Annotated in this window: 21 protein-coding genes; 14 read left to right on the top strand and 7 right to left on the bottom strand. The window is 60.4% G+C overall.

What is annotated here, in order from left to right:
• Positions 1-55 precede the first annotated feature (55 nt).
• A complete protein-coding gene (gene pcaR, locus NE357_RS06440) occupies positions 56-898 on the bottom strand; it encodes a pca regulon transcriptional regulator PcaR (RefSeq protein ID WP_169429176.1) in 843 nt (280 codons plus the stop codon).
• A 642-nt stretch (positions 899-1,540) separates the two neighbouring features.
• Here pcaR and NE357_RS06435 point away from each other — a divergent pair.
• Positions 1,541-1,741, top strand: coding sequence for a hypothetical protein (locus NE357_RS06435; protein ID WP_007957826.1), 201 nt, complete (start codon positions 1,541-1,543; stop codon positions 1,739-1,741).
• 375 nt (positions 1,742-2,116) lie between these two features.
• Positions 2,117-3,592 (top strand): inorganic phosphate transporter, encoded by a 1,476-nt coding sequence (locus NE357_RS06430; RefSeq protein ID WP_085712967.1) that lies wholly within the window; start codon positions 2,117-2,119, stop codon positions 3,590-3,592.
• A gap of 566 nt (positions 3,593-4,158) precedes the next feature.
• Here NE357_RS06430 and ccoM read toward each other — a convergent pair.
• The gene (gene ccoM / locus NE357_RS06425) at positions 4,159-4,275 is read right to left on the bottom strand and encodes a cytochrome c oxidase subunit CcoM (protein ID WP_007959205.1); all 117 of its coding nucleotides are present in this window, start codon (positions 4,273-4,275) and stop codon (positions 4,159-4,161) included.
• 146 nt (positions 4,276-4,421) lie between these two features.
• Positions 4,422-4,583 carry a hypothetical protein gene (locus NE357_RS06420; protein WP_167443762.1) on the bottom strand — a complete coding sequence of 54 codons (162 nt, stop codon included), beginning with the start codon at positions 4,581-4,583 and terminating at the stop codon, positions 4,422-4,424.
• A 185-nt stretch (positions 4,584-4,768) separates the two neighbouring features.
• On the opposite strand from NE357_RS06420, the gene NE357_RS06415 reads away from it, so the two are divergent.
• The 3 genes from NE357_RS06415 to NE357_RS06405 all read left to right on the top strand — a co-directional run bounded on the left by NE357_RS06415 (position 4,769) and on the right by NE357_RS06405 (position 7,402).
• A complete protein-coding gene (locus NE357_RS06415; protein WP_169429175.1) occupies positions 4,769-5,635 on the top strand; it encodes a LysR substrate-binding domain-containing protein in 867 nt (288 codons plus the stop codon).
• An 88-nt stretch (positions 5,636-5,723) separates the two neighbouring features.
• Positions 5,724-6,194: a RidA family protein gene (locus NE357_RS06410; protein ID WP_169429174.1), complete on the top strand. Its 471-nt coding sequence runs from the start codon at positions 5,724-5,726 to the stop codon at positions 6,192-6,194.
• The gene (locus NE357_RS06405; RefSeq protein ID WP_169429173.1) at positions 6,191-7,402 is read left to right on the top strand and encodes an aminotransferase class V-fold PLP-dependent enzyme; all 1,212 of its coding nucleotides are present in this window, start codon (positions 6,191-6,193) and stop codon (positions 7,400-7,402) included. Before NE357_RS06410 ends, NE357_RS06405 begins: the two co-directional genes overlap by 4 nt.
• On the opposite strand, the gene NE357_RS06400 is transcribed toward NE357_RS06405, so the two are convergent.
• Complete coding sequence (locus NE357_RS06400) at positions 7,372-7,713, bottom strand: aspartate-semialdehyde dehydrogenase (protein ID WP_169429172.1); 342 nt, start codon at positions 7,711-7,713, stop codon at positions 7,372-7,374. The two genes, NE357_RS06405 and NE357_RS06400, sit on opposite strands and share 31 nt — an antisense overlap.
• Positions 7,714-7,954: 241 nt before the next feature.
• On the opposite strand from NE357_RS06400, the gene rapA reads away from it, so the two are divergent.
• On the top strand, positions 7,955-10,801 hold the full coding sequence (gene rapA / locus NE357_RS06395; RefSeq protein WP_169429171.1) for an RNA polymerase-associated protein RapA: 2,847 nt from the start codon (positions 7,955-7,957) through the stop codon (positions 10,799-10,801).
• Between the two features lie 187 nt (positions 10,802-10,988).
• On the opposite strand, the gene NE357_RS06390 is transcribed toward rapA, so the two are convergent.
• Positions 10,989-12,338 carry a spinster family MFS transporter gene (locus NE357_RS06390; protein ID WP_169429170.1) on the bottom strand — a complete coding sequence of 450 codons (1,350 nt, stop codon included), beginning with the start codon at positions 12,336-12,338 and terminating at the stop codon, positions 10,989-10,991.
• A gap of 302 nt (positions 12,339-12,640) precedes the next feature.
• Between NE357_RS06390 and NE357_RS06385 the strand changes: the two genes are divergently transcribed.
• On the top strand, positions 12,641-12,994 hold the full coding sequence (locus tag NE357_RS06385) for a YkgJ family cysteine cluster protein (protein WP_169432602.1): 354 nt from the start codon (positions 12,641-12,643) through the stop codon (positions 12,992-12,994).
• A gap of 148 nt (positions 12,995-13,142) precedes the next feature.
• The gene (locus NE357_RS06380; RefSeq protein WP_169429169.1) at positions 13,143-15,425 is read left to right on the top strand and encodes a putative bifunctional diguanylate cyclase/phosphodiesterase; all 2,283 of its coding nucleotides are present in this window, start codon (positions 13,143-13,145) and stop codon (positions 15,423-15,425) included.
• On the opposite strand, the gene NE357_RS06375 is transcribed toward NE357_RS06380, so the two are convergent.
• A complete protein-coding gene (locus tag NE357_RS06375; RefSeq protein WP_169429168.1) occupies positions 15,316-16,212 on the bottom strand; it encodes an NAD(P)-dependent oxidoreductase in 897 nt (298 codons plus the stop codon). The genes NE357_RS06380 and NE357_RS06375 overlap by 110 nt on opposite strands.
• A gap of 196 nt (positions 16,213-16,408) precedes the next feature.
• Here NE357_RS06375 and NE357_RS06370 point away from each other — a divergent pair, with 196 nt between their 5' ends.
• Positions 16,409-18,610: a hypothetical protein gene (locus tag NE357_RS06370; RefSeq protein ID WP_169429167.1), complete on the top strand. Its 2,202-nt coding sequence runs from the start codon at positions 16,409-16,411 to the stop codon at positions 18,608-18,610.
• Positions 18,611-18,904: 294 nt separating this feature from the next.
• Here the strand turns inward: NE357_RS06370 and NE357_RS06365 are convergent, their stop codons facing one another.
• A complete protein-coding gene (locus tag NE357_RS06365) occupies positions 18,905-19,210 on the bottom strand; it encodes a DUF2288 domain-containing protein (RefSeq protein ID WP_169429166.1) in 306 nt (101 codons plus the stop codon).
• Between the two features lie 352 nt (positions 19,211-19,562).
• Here NE357_RS06365 and NE357_RS06360 point away from each other — a divergent pair, with 352 nt between their 5' ends.
• From NE357_RS06360 to NE357_RS06340, 5 genes are all read left to right on the top strand, one after another.
• Positions 19,563-20,690, top strand: a complete 1,128-nt coding sequence (locus NE357_RS06360; RefSeq protein ID WP_169429165.1) for a branched-chain amino acid ABC transporter substrate-binding protein — start codon at positions 19,563-19,565, stop codon at positions 20,688-20,690.
• Between the two features lie 231 nt (positions 20,691-20,921).
• Complete coding sequence (livH, locus tag NE357_RS06355; RefSeq protein WP_169429164.1) at positions 20,922-21,845, top strand: high-affinity branched-chain amino acid ABC transporter permease LivH; 924 nt, start codon at positions 20,922-20,924, stop codon at positions 21,843-21,845.
• A complete protein-coding gene (locus NE357_RS06350; protein WP_169429163.1) occupies positions 21,842-23,098 on the top strand; it encodes a high-affinity branched-chain amino acid ABC transporter permease LivM in 1,257 nt (418 codons plus the stop codon). Before livH ends, NE357_RS06350 begins: the two co-directional genes overlap by 4 nt.
• Positions 23,095-23,862 (top strand): high-affinity branched-chain amino acid ABC transporter ATP-binding protein LivG, encoded by a 768-nt coding sequence (gene livG / locus NE357_RS06345; RefSeq protein WP_007969480.1) that lies wholly within the window; start codon positions 23,095-23,097, stop codon positions 23,860-23,862. The genes NE357_RS06350 and livG overlap by 4 nt, the downstream gene beginning before the upstream one ends.
• Positions 23,863-24,564: an ABC transporter ATP-binding protein gene (locus tag NE357_RS06340; protein ID WP_085683273.1), complete on the top strand. Its 702-nt coding sequence runs from the start codon at positions 23,863-23,865 to the stop codon at positions 24,562-24,564.
• The last annotated feature ends 20 nt before the right edge of the window (positions 24,565-24,584 follow it).

Raw genomic sequence — 24,584 nt, 5'->3', positions numbered from 1 at the left:
GGGTTTTAGCGTCAATTCGATAAACGCAACTCTGTGCGTTTATCGAACAGCTTCATCAGGTGAACAACTGCGCACTGAGGTCACGGCTGGCACTCAACAAGCTCGGCAGAAAGCGCTGTTCCAGCTCGGTACGGCTGACGCGGCCGGCGTGAGTGCTGACGTTGAGCGCCGCCACCACCTGGCCGGAGGCGTCGTACACCGGCACCGCAATCGAACGCAGGCCTTGTTCGAGTTCCTGATCGACGATGCACCAGCCTTGCTGCCGCACTTCCTGCAGACACTTGAGCAAGGACTCGGGGGTGTGCAGCGTACGGCTGGTCTTGGCCACCAGTTCGGCATGGTCGAGGTATTCGCGCAGCGACGTGTCGTCCAGTGCCGCCAGCAGGATCCGGCCCATGGACGTGCAGTACGCCGGCAAACGTCCGCCCACTGACAGATCCACCGAAATCAGGCGCTGGGTGGTGGCCGAACGGGCGATGTAAAGAATGTCGTCACCCTCCAGCGTAGCCATGTTGCAGGCCTCGTGCAGTTGTTCGCTCATGCGGTCGAGGTACGGCTGTGCGGAGACTGCAAGCGGCGTCGAAGAGAGATAGGCATGACCGAGGGTCAGCACTTTGGGCAGCAACGAATAAGTACGACCGTCGGTGGTGGCGTAACCGAGTTTGATCAGGGTATGCAGGCAACGGCGCACGGCGGCGCGAGGGATTTCCGTACGGTGGCTGATCTGGGCGATGGTCAGATGACGCTTGCGTTCCTGAAAGGCCTGCACCACCGCCAGCCCACGGGCCAGGGAGGTCATGAAATCCGGATCGCCGGTCATGGCCTCGATACGTTTGGCCGCAGAGGCAACGATCGGTGGCGCCACCGATGTAAAGGAATTGCGCATTTGATCGTTCATGTCAGGTCCTTTTCCTGTACGGATCGACGGCTATACAAGCGGCTCGCGAGTAAATGCACAAGCAGCAGATCGCCAACATTGGGCGATTATCGAACCATCGACCGATAATCGCAAACCCTCGTTTGGCTCAGAACGGAAGCGGCTTGACGCAGTTTTCAACTCGCTATCTTTCATGCGCCTGCCCTCTTAGTTGTTCGGCTAAATGGCGCCAGAAACACAACACCCGGCAACCACGATGCAACTACCGGTAAAAGTTGCGAGTCACAAAACAATCACACATCCGGAACCGTTTTTAACTTGGCAAAGATAGTCAATCCCGATTCGGCCGCTATAATGCATCTCAGTGGCGCCGTACTTTTATTTGCCGTCGACGCCATTTGCCGAAGCAATGTCCATTGCCTTCGGCCCCGGCCAGCGCCTGATGACCATCACCCATGCACCGCCAGCGCGCTCGCTGAAACAGGAAACTGATGCTGCGTCAGTTTTAATCTGGTGCCGTAGCCGCCTGTAACATGGAAGTCTTGATCCTCCTGCCGATTACACTGCCGCCAGCCTTGGCAGCAGCCAGTTGGCGAACCGGTTCAATCGATTCGTTGCAGTGCGTTTCACCAGACATTTATCTCAACTCATACAGGTAGCACTGTGACGAAAGACGAACTGCGCGCGGAACTTGAGCGCCAGGAACAACGTTACAAGGAAGTTTACGGCGGGGAAGTCACCACCTACGCCGCCCAGCCCGAACCGGAACGCAAAGCCTGGCGTAAACGCCCTACCGTTCAGGATCAGGTCTTCCAGCAAGAACTGAAAAAAATGGAAGAGGAACTCAAAGCCGAAGAGCCTTGACGCCGTCCTTTGCATCTTTCGAGGGTAAACGTACTCACCGGGTTACAAGCACGGTGGGCTGACGATGCCTTGCGCGCCCGCTACCCGCGGGCAGCGGCCAACTCCCCTGTATTGCACAGGTTTGGAGCATGTCAGGCACGTTTCTCAGATATTTCATACAAGCTTCTGCACCCTCCCGCACACCGGCCAAGAAGCCGGTGCTTCGCATTTTTATCAATTGAATCAATACCTTGTAAAACCCCGCGAAAAGCTCGGGTAATGCGCCCTGATACAAATTAATTCGTTGAAGAATGTTACCGATGAGCAGGTAGGGGATCGATTTCCAGTCTTTTCTGGCATAATCGCGCCCCCTTATGACCGGGTCAGAAAACCTTCATGATCGATTTATTCAGCGGACTGGATGCCTGGGTGCTTGTGAGCCTCCTGCTCGCCCTGACATTTGTCCTCGCCTTCGAGTTCATCAATGGATTTCATGACACCGCTAACGCGGTAGCCACTGTTATCTACACCAAAGCGATGCCGCCTCACCTGGCGGTGTTCTTCTCGGGCGTGTTCAACTTCCTCGGCGTATTGCTGGGTGGCGTCGGCGTGGCTTACGCCATTGTCCACCTGCTGCCGGTAGAACTGTTGATCAACGTGAACACCGGCCATGGTCTGGCAATGGTGTTCTCGCTGCTCGCCGCCGCCATCGCCTGGAACCTGGGCACGTGGTACTTCGGTATCCCGGCCTCCAGCTCCCACACCCTGATCGGTTCGATCCTCGGTGTCGGCCTGGCCAATGCCCTGATCAACGACATTCCGCTGGGTGATGGCGTGAACTGGCAGAAAGCGATCGATATCGGTGCTTCGCTGGTGTTCTCGCCAATGGCTGGCTTCCTGGTGGCCGCACTGGTGCTGATCGGCCTGAAATGGTGGCGTCCGCTGTCGAAAATGCACAAGACTCCAGAACAGCGCCGCAAGATCGACGACAAGAAGCATCCACCTTTCTGGAATCGCCTGGTCCTGGTGATGTCCGCCATGGCCATGAGCTTCGTACACGGCTCCAACGATGGTCAGAAAGGCATCGGCCTGATCATGCTGGTCCTGATCGGTATCGTGCCTGCGCAGTTCGTGCTCGACCTGAACAGCACCACCTATCAGATCGAACGTACTCGCGATGCGACCCTGCACCTGAGCCAGTTCTACCAGCGCAACGCCGCCACCCTCGGCGAATTCCTGGCCCTGGGCAAAAGTGTCGAAGGCGACCTGCCGGAAAAATTCCGCTGCAACCCGCAGCAGACCGAACCGACCATTTCCGCCCTGCTCCACACGCTCAAAGGTGTATCGGATTACCACTCGCTGCCGGCGGAGAGCCGCATCGAAGTGCGCCGCTACCTGCTCTGCCTGGACGATACCGCGAAGAAAGTGGCCAAACTCCCGGGCCTTGAGGCTCGTGAAAAGGCTGACCTGGACAAGCTGCGCAAAGACCTGACCACCACGACCGAATACGCCCCGTTCTGGGTGATTCTGGCGGTTGCCCTGGCCCTGGGTCTGGGCACCATGATCGGCTGGAAACGCGTGGTCCTGACCATCGGCGAGAAAATCGGCAAGCAAGGCATGACCTATGCCCAGGGCATGTCGGCGCAGATCACCGCAGCGAGCATGATCGGCCTGGCCAACATCTTCAGCCTGCCGGTGTCCACCACCCACGTTCTGTCCTCGGGCGTGGCCGGCACCATGGTCGCCAACAAAAGCGGCCTGCAAGGCGGCACGGTGAAAACCATCCTGCTGGCCTGGGTCCTGACCCTGCCAGCCACCGTGGCCCTGTCGGCCGGCCTGTTCTGGCTGGCGTCGAAGGCACTGGGTAGCTGATAGACCGTTGTAAAGAAAAAGGCGTGATTCGAAAGGATCACGCCTTTTTTGTTGCCTTCAGAAATGGAACGCGGAGCGTCCAGGGCTGCATTCCCACGCAGAGCGTGGGAACGATCAAAGCAAAAGCAGTCCGCTTTCCGCTCCTCACCACTCAACACGATGAGCGTTAGCTCGAGTACCGCTCTTGACGTGCCGGCCCCATCGGAAGGCTGAGTGGAGGGATTGATCCGGGGGTGGGAGCGCAGCGACCGTGCGGCGAAGCCGCATGCATCGAGAGGAGGTGCAGCGAAGCAAACCGTAGGCGATGCCCCCGGATGAATCCCGGAACGAAGGAACGCCGAGCCAAAGCGAGGTGCCGAACGCAGGGGCCAAGCCTTTTGCTTACTTTTTGGCGTTTGAAAAAGTGAGCCGCCGTAAGGGCGGAACCGCCAGCGGCAGCACCCGAAGCAACGGATATTCACCCAAAACAACCCAAAGCATGGTCGGCCCAAAGGCCGCCAAGACACAAAAAAAAGGGCAACCGAAGTTGCCCAAAATGCCTTGCGTGCTCATCAAACCCGGAAGAATCAAGGCTTCTTGCGCTTGTTCGCATCCTTCCAGATAAAAAATCCAAACCCTGCAAAAAACAGAACCATGAGCCCCACCGTCAGAACCCCGGCAAACACCACGTTATCGAAAAACATGACTGACCTCCTGGCCCCTGCTTTGCTGCGATGGAGCCAAGTTAACCAATCGGGCAGGCGCAGAAATTGACCGGGATCAATGCCGGTCAAGGTGCGGAGGAAAGAAAGGGAAATAACTGACCTGCATCAACGGATGCAGAGGGAGATCAGCGCTTTTTCGGTTTGTTTTTCGACTTTTTCTTCGGTTTTCCCAACGGCATGGCCTGTTCGAATGCCTTGCGCACTTCATTCAGGCGTTTTTCGTTGAGGTCGTGAACCCGCTTGGCGCGTTCGGTGCTGAGGTCGATCAGTTTGTCGTCTTGGCTCATGGCGTTCGGTGCATCGCTTGGACTGAATCACAACTGCCGGAACACCGACAGGACTGCGCCAATAATGCGGCCTGGCGCAGGCGCTGACCAGCCACTGACCTGAACGCTCTACAACAATTCATGTACCGCCCACCGGATTTGCCCGCACAATCGGCGCCTCGCCCTGAACCCGAAGGATCTGCGCCGTGCCCCTGCATCAGGATCTGCCACCGCTGATGGCCTTGCGCGCCTTTGAGGCCGTGGCCCGCCATTTGAGCTTCATCAAGGCTGCCGATGAGCTGTCGGTGACCCAAAGCGCGATCAGCCATCAGGTGCACAAACTTGAAGAATTCCTCGATCAGCGACTGTTCGTGCGCCGCACCCGGGCGATCGATCTGACGCCGGCCGGCGAACAATACTACCGACAGATCGAACCGGCCCTTGCCGCGATTGCCGCCGCCACCCACGAACTGCGCGGCGAGCGCCCCACCACCCTGCGCATCGGTCTGCTCGCCTCCTTCGCCACCCTGTGGCTGGCACCGCGTCTGGCGGATTTCAACGCGAAATACCCGAACATCCATGTCGAGCTGCTGCCCGCCGTGCAACTGGCCGATGTCGACGCTGGCGAGGTGGATCTGGCGATCCGCTACGGCAAGGGTGGTTGGGCGAAAGTCGAGGCCCGCCGGTTCATGGGCGAAACCCTGACGCCAGTGTGCAGCCCGGCCTTCAAGGCCAAGGGCGTGAACAACGGGCCGTTGCTGATGGCCAAGTCGCATCAGCCGTTCGAATGGATGGACTGGCAGCAACACAGCGGCATCGATCTGGCTCATGTGCCCAGCGTCATGCTGCATGACTACAACATCGTCGTCGAAGCGGCCGTTGCCGGCCAGGGCATTGCCATGGGCCGTGAACGAATGATCGAACGGCGTTTCAAGGAAGGCGCCTTGGTGCCGGCCTTCGACACGCCGCCAATGGTCGGCGAGATCGGTTATTGGCTGGTCACCCCGCAACGACCGCTCACGCCGGCAGCGCAATGTTTCTGCCAATGGCTGGAGGACACCGCGAACGCATGAGTTTTTTGGATGCGTCGGATTAAATCTATCCGTTTGTCGCCCTTCGCTCGCGCCAACATGCTGAAGCCCTCACTCAGGAGGACTTCCCATGACCGATTCCCTCAGCCAACGCGTTCAACAACTCGGCCTGCGCCTGTCCGAACCGAGCCAGCCGATCGCCAACTACGTCAACCATGTGGTCAGTCAAAATCAGCTGTTCATCTCCGGGCAGATTCCATTGCTCGACGGCCAACCTGCCTTCATTGGGCGACTGGGCGAAGCAATCTCCGATGAAGAAGGAGTTAAAGCCGCTGAACTGGCTGCCCTGGGACTGCTCGCCCAGTTGAGCCATGCGCTGGGCGATGACCTGTCGAAACTGGTGCGCATCCTGCGCCTCGGGGTGTTCGTGGCCGCCACACCGGACTTCAAGGCTCAGGGCGTCGTCGCCAACGGCGCCTCGAATCTGCTGGTCAAAGCCCTCGGCGACAAGGGCCGGCACGTGCGCACCGCGGTCGGCGTGTCGAGCCTGCCGGCCGGCGTTGCGGTGGAAATCGACGCGATCTTCGAGCTCAAGCCGTGAACATCGACGACATCCTGCGTCTGCGCACCGCCACACCTGGCTGCGCTCAGTTGATCCACTTCAACCACGCCGGCGCTTCCTTGCCGAGCCAGGCCACTCTCGACGCGGTGATCGAACAGTTGCAACGCGAAGCGCTCGGCGGGCCGATGGAGATGGCCGACATTCAAGTGCAGGAACGCGCACGAGCAGCCGCAGCCACCCTGCTCAATGCCCAGCCCGAGGACATCGCCTTTGCCAGCAGCGGCTCGGCGGCCTGGAGTCAGGCGTTCAACGCACTGGGGCCGTGGCAGCCCGGCGAACGGATTCTGGTCGGACGCCATGAATGGGCCGGCAATCTGGCGTGCATGGCCGAAGCGGTGAAGGCCGGCGCGCGGCTCGAAGTGATTCCTTGTGACGCCCACGGTGCAGTCGACCCGCAAGCCCTGGCGCAGATGATCGACGGCCAGGTGCGGCTGATCGCCCTGACCTGGCTACCGGCCAACGGTGGTCTGATCAACCCCGCCGCGCAGATCGGCCGCGTGGCGCGGCGTCACGGCATCCCTTATTTCATTGACGCCGGTCAGGCGCTGGGGCAGTTGCCCTGCGATGTCCAGGTCTTGCAGTGCGACGTGCTGAAGGGTGCCGGGCGCAAGTTCCTGCGCGGGCCGCGCGGCACGGCGTTGATGTACATTCGGCCGCAATTCCTGCAACGGTTGCTCCCCGTGCAACGCGATGTACTGTCGGCGCCATGGGATGGCAAGCGCTTTACCCTGCGCGACGACGCCCGTCGCTTTGAAACCAGTGAAGTGTCGCTGGCGCTGCTGGCCGGGATGGCCAACGCGCTGGAAGAGTACAACCGCCTCGGCGCGATCCCCGTCCGCCGGCGCATCGAACAACTGAGCAGTGGATTGCGCCAACGCCTGAGGGCGATTCCCGGCCTGACGCTGCGGGATCTCGGAGCGGCCAATCAACAATCCGGGCTGATCGCCTTCACGCTTGAAGGCTGGGACAGTGTGGCGCTGAAGCAGACGTTGGCCGAGCGGCGAATCAACATCGGCGCCAATGGCGTGGCCTACACGCCGCTGGACATGCAGGCGCGTGGGCTGGTGAACATTGCGCGGGTGTCGGTGAGCTATCTGAATACCGAAGAAGAAATCGAAGTATTGCTGACGAATCTGGCTGAGTTGGCCGCCCAGCCTCAGATCTCGATGTCGACCCACAGGCCCTGACGCGGCTGGTCTTCCATCAGCGGCACCACCGGTACGGTGTTGTCGGCATTGAGTTCGGTGCCAGGAACGGCGAGGTGCGCTTCGGGGTCGTCGTCGGTTTCACGGCGGCGACGATCACGCTCCTGCTGGCGGCGCTGCTCTTCGCGCAGCAGGTAACCGTCCTCTTCCGGATCGCGCTTTTGCAGGTCGATGGTGCTTTCGTTGGAGCTTTCCTGCACCGGTACCACCGGGGGAATATCCGGCCGCTGGCGGATCGGGTCCTGTTGGGATGTGATCGGCACGGCGCTCAGGGGGAGCATCGGTGGCAACATATGAAGGGTCTCCTGTCAGCAGGCTATCGGCTGCGGCATCGGGGCCTTGAGCCATCGGTCGAAAACTTGTGACCGGGTTGGCACTCATTCGTGCCGCCAGCGCTCGTGAAACCGACACATGACCTAATCTTCCTTCCGTTGGCCGTCGGCATTTAATAGCCGCACGCGACGCCTAATCCTTTGGCCTCAGGGCCTCATTCCGTTAAGATAGCCCGCTTTTTCAAGGTGGGAGTCAGGCAGCATGGCGCAGCAGTATCAACCGGGGCAACGCTGGATCAGTGACAGCGAAGCAGAGCTTGGTTTAGGCACCGTTCTGGCACAGGACGGCCGCTTGTTGACCGTGCTTTACCCGGCCACTGGCGAAACCCGCCAGTACGCGCTAAGGAATGCGCCCCTGACCCGCGTGCGATTCTCGCCGGGCGACTCCATCACCCACTTCGAAGGCTGGAAGATGACCGTGCGCGAAGTCGAGGATGCCGATGGCCTGCTCGTCTATCACGGTCTGAATGCCGAGAACGAAGCTGTCACCCTGCCGGAAACCCAGCTGTCGAACTTCATCCAGTTCCGCCTGGCCAGCGACCGTCTGTTCGCCGGCCAGATCGACCCGCTGGCGTGGTTCTCCCTGCGCTACCACACCCTGGAACACACCAGCCGCCAGTTGCAATCCGCGCTCTGGGGCCTTGGCGGCGTGCGCGCGCAACCCATCGCCCACCAGTTGCACATTGCCCGTGAAGTCGCCGACCGCATCGCGCCGCGCGTATTGCTGGCGGACGAAGTGGGTCTGGGCAAGACCATCGAAGCCGGTCTGGTAATCCATCGCCAATTGCTTTCCGGCCGTGCCAATCGCGTGCTGATCCTGGTGCCGGAAAACCTCCAGCACCAATGGCTGGTGGAAATGCGCCGCCGCTTCAACCTGCAGGTCGCGCTGTTCGACGAAGAACGCTTCATCGAAAGCGATGCCTCCAACCCGTTCGAAGACACCCAGCTGGCCCTGGTGGCGCTGGAATGGCTGGTTGAAGACGAAAAGGCCCAGGACGCGCTGTTCGCCGCCGGCTGGGATCTGATGGTGGTCGACGAAGCGCACCACCTGGTGTGGCACGAAGACAAGGTCAGCCCGGAATACTCGCTGGTCGAACAACTGGCTGAAACCATCCCGGGCGTGCTGCTGCTCACCGCCACCCCGGAACAACTGGGCCAGGACAGCCACTTCGCCCGTCTGCGCCTGCTCGACCCCAACCGCTTCCATGACCTGGCCGCCTTCCGCGCCGAAAGCGAAAACTATCGCCCGGTGGCCGAAGCCGTTCAGGAGCTGCTGGACAAGGGCCGTCTCTCGGCCGAAGCGCACAAGACCATCCACGGCTTCCTCGGCAACGAAGGCGAAGCCCTGCTCACCGCCGTCAACGATGGCGACAGCGAAGCCAGCGCCCGCCTCGTGCGTGAACTGCTCGACCGTCACGGCACAGGCCGCGTGCTGTTTCGCAACACCCGCGCCGCCGTGCAGGGCTTCCCGGAGCGCAAGCTGCACCCGTACCCGTTGCCGTGCCCGGACGAATACCTCGAACTGCCACTGGGCGATCACGCCGAGCTGTACCCGGAAGTCAGCTTCCAGTCCCAGCCGGACGCCAGCGAAGAAGAACGCTGGTGGAAATTCGACCCGCGTGTCGAGTGGCTGATCGACCAGCTGAAAATGCTCAAGCGCACCAAAGTGCTGGTGATCTGCGCCCACGCCGAAACCGCGATGGACCTGGAAGACGCGCTGCGCGTGCGCTCCGGCATCCCGGCCACGGTGTTCCATGAAGGCATGAACATCCTCGAGCGTGACCGCGCTGCCGCCTACTTCGCCGATGAAGAGTTCGGCGCGCAGGTGCTGATCTGCTCGGAAATCGGCAGTGAAGGTCGCAACTTCCAGTTCGCTCATCACCTGGTGTTGTTCGATCTGCCGTCCCATCCGGACCTGCTGGAACAGCGCATCGGTCGTCTGGACCGGATCGGCCAGAAGCACATCATCGAACTGCACGTCCCGTACCTGGAAACCAGCCCGCAAGAGCGTCTGTTCCAGTGGTATCACGAAGCGCTGAACGCGTTCCTCAACACCTGCCCGACCGGCAACGCCTTGCAGCACCAGTTCGGCCCGCGCCTGCTGCCGCTGCTCGAAGAAGCCGACGACGGCGAGTGGCAAGCGCTGATCGACGAAGCGCGCACCGAGCGCGAGCGTCTGGAAGCCGAGCTGCACACCGGTCGCGACCGCCTGCTGGAGCTGAACTCCGGTGGCGCCGGCGAAGGTGAAGCACTGGTCGAGGCAATTCTGGAACAGGACGACCAGTTCGCCCTGCCGATCTACATGGAAACCCTGTTCGACGCGTTCGGCATCGACAGCGAAGACCATTCGGAAAACGCCCTGATCCTCAAGCCGAGCGAGAAGATGCTCGACGCCAGTTTCCCGCTGGGCGACGACGAAGGCGTGACCATCACCTACGACCGCAACCAGGCGCTGTCGCGCGAAGACATGCAGTTCATCACCTGGGAACACCCGATGGTGCAGGGTGGCATGGATCTGGTGCTGTCCGGTTCGATGGGCAACACAGCTGTCGCGCTGATCAAGAACAAGGCGTTGAAGCCGGGCACCGTCTTGCTGGAACTGCTGTACGTCAGCGAAGTGGTGGCTCCGCGTTCGCTGCAACTGGGCCGTTACCTGCCGCCGGCCGCCCTGCGCTGCCTGCTCGATGCCAACGGCAACGACCTGTCGTCGCGCGTGGCCTTCGAGACCCTGAACGATCAACTGGAAAGCGTACCGCGCGCCAGCGCCAACAAGTTCATTCAGGCCCAGCGCGATCAGCTGACGCCGCGGATCAACGCTGGTGAAGACAAGGTCACTCCGCGTCACGCCGAGCGCGTGGCCGAGGCCCGCCGCCGTCTGGCAGCGGACACCGACGAAGAGCTGGCGCGCCTGACCGCCCTGCAAGCAGTCAACCCGACCGTGCGCGACAGCGAACTGGTTGCCCTGCGCAAACAGCGCGAGCAAGGCCTGGCCATGCTCGACAAGGCAGCGCTGCGACTGGAAGCGATCCGGGTGCTGGTGGCGGGTTAAACCGCCCTGCTCCATCGCCACCCATGAAAAGGCCCGCAGCGATGCGGGCCTTTTTGTTTGCCTGAAAATCATTGATAGATGCCTATACCCCTTTCGCGAGCAGGCTCGCTCCCACAGGTTTTATAACGATCACATAATTTGTGAACGACCTCGATCACTGTGGGAGCGAGCCTGCTCGCGAAGGCGGTTATGCAGTCACCGCTGCAACCTCTGGCTCAACCACCGCCACCATCCCGTCCTTCATCCGCTTCGCATCCCGCACAAAACACCGCGACGCCAGAAACAGAAACACCATCGTAAAGAACAGCGCCACCGGGATCAGGTACATCGCATCATGCAGGCCGACAGCCTTGAATGCCTCGGTCATCTGTTCGGCCCCCGCCGAAATCATGGCCGACTTGGCAAAGTGATCCGACAAACCGCCCACCACCACTGGCCCCAAACCTCCGCCCAGCAAATACAACCCGGCAAAGAACAGCGCCATCGCCGTGGCCCGCAGTCGTGGTTCGACCACGTCCTGAATCGCCGTGTAGACACAGGTGTAGAAGTTGTAGGCAAACAGCCAGCCGACACTGAACAGCGCGACAAACACACCGATCTCGATCCGTCCCGCATGCAGCGCCCAGGCCGTGCACACGGTGGAGACAATCAGGCTGAACGCTGCAAACAGCAACCGGCCGCTGGCCACGCGCTGGTGGATCTTGTCGGCGATCCAGCCGCCGAGGGTCAGGCCGATCAGACCGGTCACACCGACGATCAGCCCGGTGGCCACCGCCGCCTCCTGCAACGGCATCAGGAAATAGCGCTGCAGCATCGGCACCAGAAACGAGTTGCAGGCATACGTCGCAAAGTTGAAGCACAACCCGGCCATCACCAGCCACAGAAACGTCGGCACCGCCAGCACCCGGCGAATCGGCTTGTCGACCTTCTCTTGCGACACCTGCACGGTTTCTGCCGCGCCGCGCTTGGGTTCCTTGATAAAAAACATGAACACCGCCAGCAGCAGCCCCGGCACCGCGGCAATGAAGAACGGCGCGCGCCAGCTGTCGAAGGCCTTGACCATCGCGCCGATGGTGAAAAACGCCAACAGCAGCCCCAACGGCAGGCCCAGCATGAAGATGCCCATGGCCCGCGCCCGACGGTGGGCCGGGAACAGGTCACCGATCAGCGAGTTGGCCGCCGGTGCGTAACTGGCCTCGCCGATGCCGATGCCCATGCGCACCAGCAGAAAACTCCAGAAGCTGCCCACCAGGCCGTTGACCGCCGTCAGCGCGCTCCAGGTGGCCAACCCCCAGCCCATCAATTTGCTGCGCGAGCCAGTGTCGGCCATGCGCCCCAAGGGCAGACCGGCAATGGCATAAACGATGGTGAATGCGGTGCCGACGATCCCCAGCTGAAAGTCGCTGAGGTGCCATTCCATGCGGATCGGCTCGATGATGATCGCGGGGATGGTGCGATCGAAGAAGTTGAACAGGTTGGCGAGGAACAACAGGAACAGAATGCGCCAGGCATTCGCCGCTTGGGTCGAGTTCTGCATGGGTCCGTCTCTTTTATTGTTATGGGGCTTCACTGCCGACGCATTCGAGCCCGGAACCTGCAATCTAGTCACGCTCGTCGGGGCTGTCTGTGATCATTCGCCAGCCTGATAGGGAGCCATGGCACTGTAACGAAACGTAAGCCCTTGAAAAGGCTCGAATCCCCCGAAAACCGGGGGTTTTGCGGAAAAATCCGGCAATGAAAAAATACTTTCGCGCCCCCCTTCCCAACGCCGTGGCAAAGCCTAGAATGGCCGCCGGATCCGTCCGGATCCTGCCGATCAATCCCTTTGATGCCCCTCCCATGTCCGATGTCAGTCCGTGTCTGAATTGCGGTGCCTGCTGTTCCCATTTTCGTGTGTCATTTTTCTGGGGTGAATGCGCATCCTCCGGCGGGACCGTGCCCGATGAGCTGGTCACCCAGATCACACCCAGCCGGGTCGCCATGATCGGTACCGACCGCAAGGCGCCGCGCTGCACCGCGCTGGAGGGCGAAGTCGGAAAGGCGGTGAGTTGCACGATCTACGACAAGCGCTCAAGCCCCTGCCGCGAGTTCGAGGCGTCGTGGGAAAACGGCGAGCAGAACACCGATTGCGACAAGGCCCGTGCCCGCTTCGGCCTGCCGCCGTTGCAACCGCACTGGAACGAGGTCGCCTGAGCCTTAGCGCCAATCGCTATGGCGCTCATGCCAAAATCATTAGAACCAATATGCCACTACGGCTTGCGCCCCGAAATCGGCCTCTATACTGCATTCATTCGCCTGCGTTCATGACGCAGTAAGGAAGCACTCAGAGACGGGGCATGCTATGGAGTGGCTTGGTTTGCAGTTTGTTGCCGAGCTGCCGCACAGCGGGCAGATCATTCTCAATTGCACACACAATCCATTGCTGGTGCTGATCGCCTATCTGGTGGCGTGCGCCGCGAGTTTTGCCACCCTCGACATGGCGGAACGCGTCGGCCACGCCGAAGACCTCGGATCGCGCAGGCTCTGGCGCTGGATCGGCGCCACCTGCCTGGCCGGCGGCATCTGGGCCATGCATTTCATCAGCATGCTGGCGTTCCAGACTCCGATCGACATCCAGTACGACCTCGCCATCACCCTGTTCTCCCTGCTGATCGCCTTGCTGGCGTCCTGGCTGGCAATGCACACCCTGAGCGAGCCACAGCCCAGCCTGCTGCAATACCTCAAGACCGCCATTGTCATCGGCCTGGGCATCGCCGGCATGCATTACGTCGGCATGGCCGCCATGCAGTCGGCGGCCAGCGCCTACTACGATCCCATCCTGTTCATCCTGTCGATCGTGATCGCCATCGCGGCCAGTTTCGCCGCGCTGTGGGTGGCCGGGTATTTGCGCGAAGGCAGCGGTCTGCACATCCAGATGCTCAAGTACGTGGCCGCCCTGATTCTCGGCGCCGGCATCATCAGCATGCATTTCACGGCCATGGCAGCGCTGAACCTGATGTTGCCGGAGGGACACATCCCTACCCTCAAGGCCGAGACCAACCATCTGCAACTGGGGCTCACCGTTGCCTTCATCACCCTGCTGATCCTCGGCAGCGCCATCAGCGCCGCCCTGGCCGACAAGAAACTGCAGAACAAGGAGGATGACCTGCGCCGGGTCAACATGCTGCTCAGCCAGCTCGATCAGGCGCGCGTGTCGCTGCAGCAGGCGGCCAATTACGATGCCCTGACCAACCTGATCAACCGTCGCGGTTTCAACCAGATCTTTGCCGAAAAACTCAGCCAGAAATCCACCGAGGGCGGCATGCTCGCGGTGATGTTTCTCGACATCGACCATTTCAAGCGCATCAATGATAGCCTCGGTCATGACGCCGGCGACCAGTTGCTCAAAGTCATCGCCCAGCACATCAAGGGCTCGGTGCGCGGCCACGAAGACGTGGTCGCGCGTTTCGGCGGCGATGAGTTCTGCATCCTCATCGGCCTGCGGGACCGCGAGGAGGCTCGCAACCTGGCCCAGCGCATCATGCTCAAGATGAAAGAGCCGATCGAACTGGCCGGACGACGCATGGTGATGACCACCAGCATCGGCATCAGCCTGTTTCCCGAGGACGGCACCACTTGCGAGGAACTGCTCAAGCACGCGGACCTGGCGCTGTACCAATCCAAGGGGGCCGGGCGCAACGGCGTGCACTTCTTCGACTGCAACCTGAAAAACCGCGCCAGCCAGGAACTGCAACTGGAAGAAGAATTGCGCCATGCCCTGCGCGAAGAAAACGGGCTGATTCTGTATTACCAACCGATCTTCGAATTGAAGACCGGCAAGGTCACCAAGCTCGAAGCGCTGATTCGCTGGCAACACCCGGTGCACGGCCTGCTGACTCCGGACCGTTTTATCGCCATTGCGGAAAACAATGGCCTGATCGCCGAGCTGGACAACTGGGTGCTGCGCAAGGCCTGTGAAGACCTTGGCGAACTGTCGCGCCATGGCTGCGACGAACTGAAAATCGCCTGGAACTGCTCACCGCTGAACCTGGCCCGGGAAGAACTGGCCAACGAAATCGAACGGGCCTTGCGCAGCGCCGGGGTCGCCCCCGAACGGCTCGAGCTGGAAGTGACCGAGAACGCCCTGATGGGCAACATCGCCAATACGCTGGTGCTGTTGCGGCAGATCCGCGCCCTCGGGGTATCGCTGTCGATCGATGATTTTGGTACCGGCTATTCGTCGCTCGCCTACCTCAAGCGTCTGCCGCTCAACACCTTGAAAGTCGACCGTTCGTTCATCCTCGACATACCCAAGGCCACCGCCGACATGGAGATCGTCCAGGCGATCATCGTCATGGCTCACACCCTGCACTTGCAAGTGGTCACCGAAGGCGTGGAAAGCCTGGAGCAATACGAATTCCTCGAGCGCTCCGGGTGCGACTTCATTCAGGGTTACCTGCTCAGCCGCCCGGTGCCGCTGGAAGAACTGCGCCCGGTCCTCGAAGAAATCAATCAGCGCAAACACCCTCACGCGGTCAATCCGTTGTCTCTGGCCCGCGGAACATTTGCACCAGCGTCGATGGATCTTTCTCCAAAAAGCCCTGCGCCCCATGCAGGCGCATCAGTTGTGCGGCCAATCCGCTGATCGGCGTGGCCGAGCCGGTTTCCCGGGAAAACTTCACTGCGGTATCCAGATCTTTCAGCAGCGTGCGCACGTGCCACTTCACCGGCTCGAAACGGCTTTCGGCCATTTGCGGGGCGAGGATCTGCAACGGTTTGGAATCGGCAAAGCCACCGGCCAGCGCTTCGGCGATCAGACTGGCATCGACCCCGGCCTGTTCGGCCAGCGCCACCACTTCGGCGATCACCAAAGCATTGCAGGCGACGATCATCTGATTGCAGGCCTTGGTCACCTGACCGGCGCCGACACCGCCCATGTGTGTGACGCGTTGCCCGAGGGCGAGCAAAACCGGGCGTACGCGATCAAGATCCGTTTCATCTCCGCCGACCATGATCGCCAGACTGCCGGCCTCGGCCCCGGCCACTCCGCCAGACACCGGCGAATCGAGCCAGGCCATGCCTGTCTTGCCGGCCAGCTCGGCTGCCATCTCACGGGTGGCAGTGGGTTCGAGGCTGGAAAAATCCACCAGCAACTGACCGGGTTTCGCCCCTTCAGCCACGCCGGTCGGGCCGAACACCACCTCGCGCACCACCGCCGTGTCCGCCAGACAGAGCATCACCACGTCGGCGTGCCCGCACAGTTCGGCCGGGGTTGCGACTTGCCGGGCACCCGCCTCGACCAGCGGCGCGCACTTGGCCGGGTTGCGGTTCCACACGGTCAGCGGATAACCGGCGGCCAGCAGACGCCGGCACATCGGCAGGCCCATCAGCCCGATTCCGGCAAACCCCAACGAAGGTCGCGTTGACATCATTTCGCCTCCTTTTGATTAAAGATCGCCGAATAATGGCCGATCCATCATCAATCAGGAAAGGATTCCCCCGTGCGACACACAGGCAAAGACCCTGACGCACGGGCCAAATACGCGCAGCAAAAAGACGCGAGATCCCATTCCGTGAGGCTCGACGACAGCGGTCGCCGAACCAACCAGTCCAGGTACATGGCGCACAATGACCTCTAAAAATAATCCGGCCACTGCGGTATCCGATCTGACCCTGAGCCCTGCAGCGAACAGCCCCACCCCGATGAAGCCATTGCCACCCTCGCGCCCGCTGGGCACCCAGCAATACCTGTACTTCACCGAAACCAACACTGACCGCATCCTCGACAACCTCGACGGCCTGCGTGATCTGGTGTTCCCGCGTCCGCCGCACCTGGAAGGTGACAACGAGCAGCACAACGACCAGGAATTCCCGTCGGTGTGCCTGATCGGCCTCGGTCGCTGCGGTTCCAACATCGCCCTCGACGTGGCGGAGCTGGTGTACAACGCGCGCAAGTTCTACCTCAACGAATTCAACAATGAAGACCGCGCGGCCGACCGTCGTCTGGCCTCCGACAAAGGCTACAGCCCGGCCCAGTGGATCAAGCAGAACCTGCGGATCGGCCCGAACAAGTCGACCAAGCCAGTGTTCCTGGTCGAGCCGCTGGTGATGCTCGGCGACCTCGACAAGGACATCGCCGGGCGCATCCGCTTCTCGCGCAAGGGCGAAAAAAGCGGCTTCCTGCGCGACTACAGCAAAATGAAGATCATGGACTTGTCCGAAGTCCACGCCGGTGGCGCCGGTAACGCGCCGATCCTCGGCCAGTACCTGGCGAAGATCATCCTCAACAAGGACACCCAGCGTTTCTCCAGCCCTGACTGGAAAATGATCCACTCGTACCTGATCGACAGCTGCGGCATCAAGGCCAACCAGTCGCGCCTGTATTTCTCGATCTTCAGTGCCGGCGGCGGTACCGGCTCGGGCATGGCCTCGGAATTCGGCCTGGCCCAGCAGCACTCGTACATGAACAAGACGTTCGACACCAAGCCGATGGACGAGCATGACGGCAAGAGCGGTCATTCGTTCGTGTTCGAACCGATCTTCACCAGCGGCATCTGCGTGCTGCCGAACATTTCCGACCACCGCAGCGAAATGTCCGAGGCGCTGCACATCAACGCCGGTCGCCTGCTGTGCAAATACCTGTCGGAAGAATGGGATTTCTCGTACAACTTCGCCAACGAAGACAGCAGCGAAGCCAGCGTCATGGGCCGTATCCGCCCATGGAACGCGATGATGCTGATTTCCAACGACATCATGCGTTACGCCGAAGAGAGCGATGACGGCAACATCCAGAACATTGATGTCAATGCGATGGAGAAGCACGCCAACCAGTACATCTCGCAGCAGATCTTCAACATTCTGACGGCCCAGGCGGTCACGACCGACTACGACCAGAACTATTTCCGTCGCGCCGGCATCGACATCGGCGAGACCATTCGCCTGGACGCCAACGACCTGTTCATGAGTCTGGCCGGCCCGGTGGCGATTGCCTACGCAGAATCGGTAGTGCCGGAAACGCCGCCACCGAGCAGCGACAAGTTCAAGGTGTTCGACAAAGAACCGCAGCGCCTGAACATCGACGACCTGTTCTTCCGCTCGATCGATCTGCCGCACTTCAACAAGGTCACTCAGGCCATCGAAGGCATCAGCCTGCTGCCGATCGAATCCAAGCGCTACCGCGCGTCGCTTGAGCAGTACAAGAATTCCGGCTACGACGCCGCCGCGCTGCACGACCTGCACTTTTTCAAGAACTGCTCGTCGGTGGTCTCGATCGTCTCGCTGCCGAAAGACTACAAGCTGTCGTACATGGACCTGAACCGGTTGAAGACTCACCTCAACAGCCTGTTCCCCAACACCACGCTCAAGCGCTACGCGCTGGTGATCGGTGCATCGGCCAACCTGTCGCTGACCACCCTGATCGCCAAGAGCCCGTGCCTGTCGGACGACTTCCTGACCCTGATCGTGGCGTTCATCAAGCGTTGCTTCGCGAAGACCCCGTACCGTTTCGACGAAACCCTCGACAACTCGATCCTCGACTTCATCATCAATGAGGAATTCGACGAAGCGCGCATCGACGACCTGCTCAACGAGTTCGAGAACCCGGCGAAGATCCTCGATACCAACTGGTACGCGATCAAGCCGATGTACGAGAAGAAGTACCGCGAGCTGATCAACGACAAAGAGAAGTTTGTCTCGATCAACGACATTCGTCTGTCGCGAGACTGCGTGAAGAAGTCGATCAAGTACCTGCGCGAGATCTATCGTCACCGGATCGGCAAGACCAAGGTTATTTCGCTCAATAACCATACCGGCAAGACTTACTCGGTCTGACATCAGACCGAGGCGCCGCCATCGCGAGCAGGCTCGCTCCCACATTGGAATGCGTCTCCTGTGGGAGCGGGCTTGCTCGCGAAGGGGCCCTGCAATTCACTGAAGATTTCAGGCTTTTCCAACATCCCGAAACAATTAAGCAGCCGTTAGGCTGCTTACTAAACTGTGCCCGTTACGTTTACGTCACCGTTATGCCACCTGCGCTTGTGGCGTTTCTCTACGGCAACGTGCCATCACGCTACTCGGCTACACACTTTTTTCCGGCACTTGCTCGCACCAACAAGGTGCAACCCTTCAGACCGACGCCCTTTCCTGGACCAGAATCCACGGCCGTACCACCACCGCCCACATCTGCGGATCACGTTCGAAAATATCCAGCGCCCGCGTTTCAGACAGCTTCGCGACCTTGTCTTCGGCCAGCCAGGCAGCGACTTTCTCGCCTTGATCCGAGGCCACGGCTTCGGCGACGGCGATCAAATCCAGGTCGCCGTCGACCCACAATAGGGCACCCTGGGCGTAGAAGCGCTCCAGCTCCTTCCAGGTAATAGATGCGGTTTCACCAAGCAGCTTGGCATAGAGGGTGCTAGGTTCTTGATTCATGGGACTGTCCGGAAAAGAAATCGGCGCGAATGATAACGTCGGTGGTCCGGCAGAAAAACCCGGTAGCAAAAGGCTGTACCGAACGAAAAGCGCAGGAAAGCCAAGGAATGCTGATGATTGAGGCATAAGCCCTCTGAAAGACCCGCCGCAATTCTGTCTTTTTCTTTCATTAAAGCGACACCCTCAGGTTTTGCCCCTTGGCGCCAGCTTCCCAGGCCAACAACCGGCGCTCTACACTGTACCGGTACAGTTGCCGGGGGCATTTCCGGAAGGTATCGCGAAGATATCCAGCCCGGTTCTGTTGCTACGGCGCCAGGACTCTAAAAAAATACAACAGTAAGAGTGGAGCACTATGACTAAGGCTACTAAGCAGATTTCCAAACTGTTTGCCGCTATGGTACTGGCCGGGGCGGCCAGCCATTCGTTCGCAGCTGACACCATCAAGATCGGTATCGCCGGCCCTAAAACCGGTCCAGTAGCCCAGTACGGCGACATGCAGTTCAGTGGCGCCAAAATGGCCATCGAACAGATCAACGCCAAGGGCGGCGTCGACGGCAAGAAACTCGAAGCCGTTGAATACGATGACGCCTGCGATCCAAAACAAGCGGTAGCGGTAGCGAACAAGGTCGTCAACGACGGCGTCAAGTTCGTGGTCGGTCACCTGTGCTCCAGCTCCACCCAGCCTGCTTCGGACATCTACGAAGACGAAGGCGTGATCATGATCACCCCGGCTGCCACCAGCCCGGACATCACCAACCGTGGTTACAAGATGGTCTTCCGCACCATCGGTCTGGACAGCGCCCAGGGCCCTGCCGCCGGTAACTACATCGCCGATCACGTGAAGCCGAAAATCGTTGCTGTCCTGCACGACAAGCAGCAATACGGCGAAGGCATCGCCACCGCCGTCAAGGCAACCCTGGAGAAGAAAGGCGTGAAAGTCGCCGTGTTCGAAGGCGTCAACGCCGGCGACAAGGACTTCTCTTCGATGATCTCCAAGCTCAAGCAAGCCAACGTCGACTTCGTCTACTACGGCGGCTACCACCCGGAGCTGGGCCTGATCCTGCGTCAGTCCGAGGAAAAAGGCCTGAAAGCCAAGTTCATGGGGCCGGAAGGCGTGGGTAACGACTCTATCTCGCAGATTGCCAAGGACGCGTCCGAAGGCCTGCTGGTGACCCTGCCGAAGTCCTTCGACCAGGATCCGGCCAACGTTGCGCTGGCTGATGCATTCAAGGCCAAGAAAGAAGACCCGAGCGGCCCGTTCGTGTTCCCGTCCTACTCGGCAGTTGAAGTGATTGCCGGTGGTATCAGCGCGGCCAAATCCGAAGACCCTGCGAAAGTGGCGGCTGCCATTCACGCCGGCACCTTCAAGACCCCTACCGGCGACCTGAGCTTCGACGCCAAGGGCGACCTGAAGGACTTCAAGTTCGTGGTCTACCAGTGGCACTTCGGCAAACCTAAAACCGAAGTGTCGCCTCAGTAAGGCGCTGCCTGACTGACTGCCAATAAAGCCCACGGCGTGCCGTGGGCTTTGTTTTACGAATGTATTGGGCCGCGCTGGCGTGATCCGCCAGTCTCCCCACCTGAAAATCTCAAAACCGTCATCAGCGGTTCGCTGGCAAAACCCGGATTCGAAGTGGATAGAGATCCACGGGGCCGGGCGGGAAAATGACTCCACCAGTGAAATGCGTATCAGGTTTTTAGGAGCGCTGTAATGCCTGACATCTATCACTTCTTCCAGCAGCTGGTTAATGGCCTGACCATTGGCAGCACGTATGCCTTGATCGCCATCGGCTATACGATGGTTTACGGCATCATTGGAATGATCAACTTCGCCCACGGCGAGGTGTACATGATCGGTTCCTACGTGGCGTTCATCGCCATCGCCGGGCTGGCCATGATGGGACTCGACAATGTCCCGCTGTTGATGACCGCGGCGTTCATCGCCAGTATCGTCGTCACCAGTTCCTACGGTTACAGCATCGAACGGATCGCCTACCGCCCCCTGCGCGGCAGCAACCGTCTGATCCCGCTGATTTCCGCCATCGGTATGTCGATCTTCCTGCAGAACACGGTTCTGCTGGCGCAAGACTCCAAGGACAAATCCATCCCCAACCTGATCCCCGGAAACTTCTCCATTGGGCCAGGTGGCGCACATGAAGTGCTGATTTCCTACATGCAAATCGTGGTGTTCGTGGTGACCCTGGTCGCCATGCTCGGCCTGACCATGTTCATCTCCCGCTCTCGCCTGGGTCGTGCCTGCCGCGCCTGCGCCGAAGACATCAAGATGGCCAACCTGCTGGGCATCAACACCAACAACATCATCGCCCTGACCTTCGTCATCGGTGCCGCGCTGGCGGCTGTCGCTGCGGTACTGCTGAGCATGCAGTACGGCGTGATCAACCCGAACGCCGGTTTCCTCGTCGGCCTCAAGGCCTTCACCGCCGCGGTACTGGGCGGTATCGGCAGCATCCCCGGCGCCATGCTCGGCGGGTTGGTGCTCGGGGTGGCGGAAGCCTTTGGTGCCGACATCTTCGGCGACCAGTACAAGGACGTCGTGGCTTTCGGCTTGTTGGTTCTGGTGCTGTTGTTCCGTCCGACCGGCATTCTGGGCCGTCCGGAGGTTGAGAAAGTATGACTAGGAATCTTAAACAGGCGCTGTTCAGCGCCTTGCTGGTCTGGGCCGTGGCCTATCCGGTATTGGGTCTGAAACTGACCATCGTCGGCATCAACCTGGAAGTTCACAACACCAGCCCGGCCATTCTGGCGACCATCGCCATCTGCTCGGTGCTGATGTTCCTGCGGGTGCTGTTCAACCAGCAGATCAGCAAGGCGTGGCGTTCGTCGCCAGGCATGCCGCTGATTCCGGCCAAGGCCAGCAACTTCCTGACCCTGCCGACCACTCAGCGCTACATCATCATTGCGCTGATCCTCGGTGCACTGGTGTGGCCGTTCTTCGGCTCCCGTGGTGCGGTGGACATCGCGACGCTGATCCTGATCTACGTGATGCTCGGCCTGGGCCTGAACATCGTGGTCGGTCTGGCCGGTCTGCTTGACCTGGGTTATGTCGGCTTCTACGCCGTCGGTGCCTACAGCTACGCGCTGCTGTCGCACTACTACGGCCTGAGCTTCTGGATCTGCCTGCCGATCGCCGGCCTGATGTCGGCAACGTTCGGCTTCCTGCTCGGCTTCCCGGTCTTGCGTCTGCGCGGTGACTACCTGGCGATCGTGACCCTCGGTTTCGGGGAAATCATCCGTCTGTTCCTGCGCAACCTGACCGACATCACCGGTGGTCCGAACGGGATCAGCAACATCGAGAAACCGACGTTCTTCGGCCTGACCTTCGAACGCAAGGCCGCGGAAGGCCTGCAAACCTTCCACGAGTATTTCGGCCTGGAATACAACTCGATCAACAAGGTGATTTTCCTCTACCTGGTTGCCCTGCTGCTGGCGCTGGCCGCACTGTTCATCATCAACCGCCTGCTGCGCATGCCGATCGGCCGTGCGTGGGAAGCGCTGCGTGAAGATGAAATCGCCTGCCGCGCGCTGGGTCTCAACCCGACCGTGATCAAGCTGTCGGCGTTCACCCTGGGTGCGAGCTTCGCCGGTTTCGCCGGCAGCTTCTTCGCTGCCCGTCAGGGACTGGTGACGCCGGAATCGTTCACCTTCATCGAGTCGGCGATCATCCTCGCCATCGTGGTGCTGGGTGGCATGGGCTCGCAACTGGGCGTGATTCTTGCGGCCGTGGTGATGATCCTGTTGCCGGAAATGATGCGTGAGTTCAGCGAGTACCGCATGTTGATGTTCGGTGCCCTGATGGTGTTGATGATGATCTGGCGTCCACAAGGTCTGCTGCCGATGCAACGCCCACACATGGAGTTGCGAAAATGAGCCGCGAGATCCTTAAAGTCGAAAACCTGAGCATGCGCTTCGGCGGTCTGCTGGCGGTCAATGGCGTGGCCCTGACCGTCAAGGAAAAACAAGTGGTGGCACTGATCGGGCCGAACGGCGCGGGCAAGACCACCGTGTTCAACTGCCTGACCGGTTTCTATCAGCCGTCGGGCGGCAGCATCCTGCTGGACGGCGAGCCGATCCAGGGCCTGCCGGGGCACAAGATCGCCCTCAAGGGCGTGGTGCGCACCTTCCAGAACGTGCGGTTGTTCAAGGACATGACGGCAGTCGAGAACCTGTTGATCGCCCAGCACCGTCACCTGAATACCAACTTCCTGTCCGGCCTGTTCAAGACCCCGGCGTTTCGCAAGAGCGAGCGCGAGGCCATGGAGTACGCCGAATACTGGCTGGAAAAGGTCAACCTCAAGGAGTTCGCCAACCGTACCGCCGGCACTCTGGCGTATGGTCAGCAACGTCGCCTGGAAATTGCCCGCTGCATGATGACCCGTCCGCGGATCCTCATGCTCGACGAACCGGCCGCCGGCCTGAACCCGAAGGAAACCGAAGACCTCAAGGCGCTGATCAGCGTGCTGCGTGAAGAGCACAACGTCACCGTGCTGCTGATCGAACACGACATGAAACTGGTCATGAGCATTTCCGACCACATCGTCGTGATCAACCAGGGCACGCCTCTGGCCGACGGTACGCCGGAACAGATCCGCGACAATCCTGAAGTGATCAAAGCCTACCTGGGGGAAGCGTAAATGCTGCAGTTCGAAAACGTTTCCACCTTCTACGGCAAGATCCAGGCCCTGCACAGCGTCAACGTCGAAGTCCGCCAGGGCGAGATCGTGACCCTGATCGGCGCCAACGGTGCCGGCAAGTCCACCCTGCTGATGACGCTCTGCGGTTCGCCGCAGGCCCACAGCGGCAGCATCCGCTACATGGGTGAGGAACTGGTCGGCCAGGACTCGTCGCAGATCATGCGCAAGAGCATCGCCGTAGTGCCGGAAGGTCGTCGGGTGTTTGCCCGCCTGACCGTCGAAGAAAACCTGGCCATGGGCGGTTTTTTCACCGACAAGGGCGACTATCAGGAACAGATGGACAAGGTTCTCGGACTTTTCCCACGCCTGAAAGAACGCTTCAACCAGCGCGGCGGCACCATGTCCGGCGGCGAACAGCAAATGCTCGCCATCGGCCGTGCGCTGATGAGCAAGCCGAAACTGTTGCTGCTCGACGAGCCGTCGCTGGGCCTGGCACCGATCATCATCCAGCAGATCTTCGACATCATCGAACAGCTGCGCAAGGACGGTGTGACGGTGTTCCTGGTCGAACAGAACGCCAACCAGGCGCTGAAAATCGCTGACCGTGCGTACGTTCTGGAGAACGGCCGAGTGGTGATGCAAGGCACCGGTGAAGCGCTGCTGACCGACCCGAAAGTGCGCGAGGCGTACCTCGGCGGTTGATCGATCGCGTTAAACAGAAA

It is taken from the genome of Pseudomonas sp. G7(2022) (assembly GCF_052660475.1).
The sequence above is the reverse complement of the archived record's forward strand: the minus strand, read 5'-3'. Positions and strand labels throughout refer to the sequence as shown.

Bases quoted from the DNA above. Each gene is read 5' to 3' on its own strand.
- pcaR (WP_169429176.1), bottom strand. From the start codon at position 898: ATGAACGATCAAATGCGCAATTCCTTTACATCGGTGGCGCCACCGATC.
- NE357_RS06430 (WP_085712967.1), top strand. From the start codon at position 2,117: ATGATCGATTTATTCAGCGGACTGGATGCCTGGGTGCTTGTGAGCCTC.
- ccoM (WP_007959205.1), bottom strand. From the start codon at position 4,275: ATGTTTTTCGATAACGTGGTGTTTGCCGGGGTTCTGACGGTGGGGCTC.
- NE357_RS06420 (WP_167443762.1), bottom strand. From the start codon at position 4,583: ATGAGCCAAGACGACAAACTGATCGACCTCAGCACCGAACGCGCCAAG.
- NE357_RS06410 (WP_169429174.1), top strand. From the start codon at position 5,724: ATGACCGATTCCCTCAGCCAACGCGTTCAACAACTCGGCCTGCGCCTG.
- NE357_RS06400 (WP_169429172.1), bottom strand. From the start codon at position 7,713: ATGTTGCCACCGATGCTCCCCCTGAGCGCCGTGCCGATCACATCCCAA.
- rapA (WP_169429171.1), top strand. From the start codon at position 7,955: ATGGCGCAGCAGTATCAACCGGGGCAACGCTGGATCAGTGACAGCGAA.
- NE357_RS06390 (WP_169429170.1), bottom strand. From the start codon at position 12,338: ATGCAGAACTCGACCCAAGCGGCGAATGCCTGGCGCATTCTGTTCCTG.
- NE357_RS06385 (WP_169432602.1), top strand. From the start codon at position 12,641: ATGTCCGATGTCAGTCCGTGTCTGAATTGCGGTGCCTGCTGTTCCCAT.
- NE357_RS06380 (WP_169429169.1), top strand. From the start codon at position 13,143: ATGGAGTGGCTTGGTTTGCAGTTTGTTGCCGAGCTGCCGCACAGCGGG.
- NE357_RS06375 (WP_169429168.1), bottom strand. From the start codon at position 16,212: ATGATGTCAACGCGACCTTCGTTGGGGTTTGCCGGAATCGGGCTGATG.
- NE357_RS06370 (WP_169429167.1), top strand. From the start codon at position 16,409: ATGACCTCTAAAAATAATCCGGCCACTGCGGTATCCGATCTGACCCTG.
- NE357_RS06365 (WP_169429166.1), bottom strand. From the start codon at position 19,210: ATGAATCAAGAACCTAGCACCCTCTATGCCAAGCTGCTTGGTGAAACC.
- NE357_RS06360 (WP_169429165.1), top strand. From the start codon at position 19,563: ATGACTAAGGCTACTAAGCAGATTTCCAAACTGTTTGCCGCTATGGTA.
- livH (WP_169429164.1), top strand. From the start codon at position 20,922: ATGCCTGACATCTATCACTTCTTCCAGCAGCTGGTTAATGGCCTGACC.
- NE357_RS06350 (WP_169429163.1), top strand. From the start codon at position 21,842: ATGACTAGGAATCTTAAACAGGCGCTGTTCAGCGCCTTGCTGGTCTGG.
- livG (WP_007969480.1), top strand. From the start codon at position 23,095: ATGAGCCGCGAGATCCTTAAAGTCGAAAACCTGAGCATGCGCTTCGGC.
- NE357_RS06340 (WP_085683273.1), top strand. From the start codon at position 23,863: ATGCTGCAGTTCGAAAACGTTTCCACCTTCTACGGCAAGATCCAGGCC.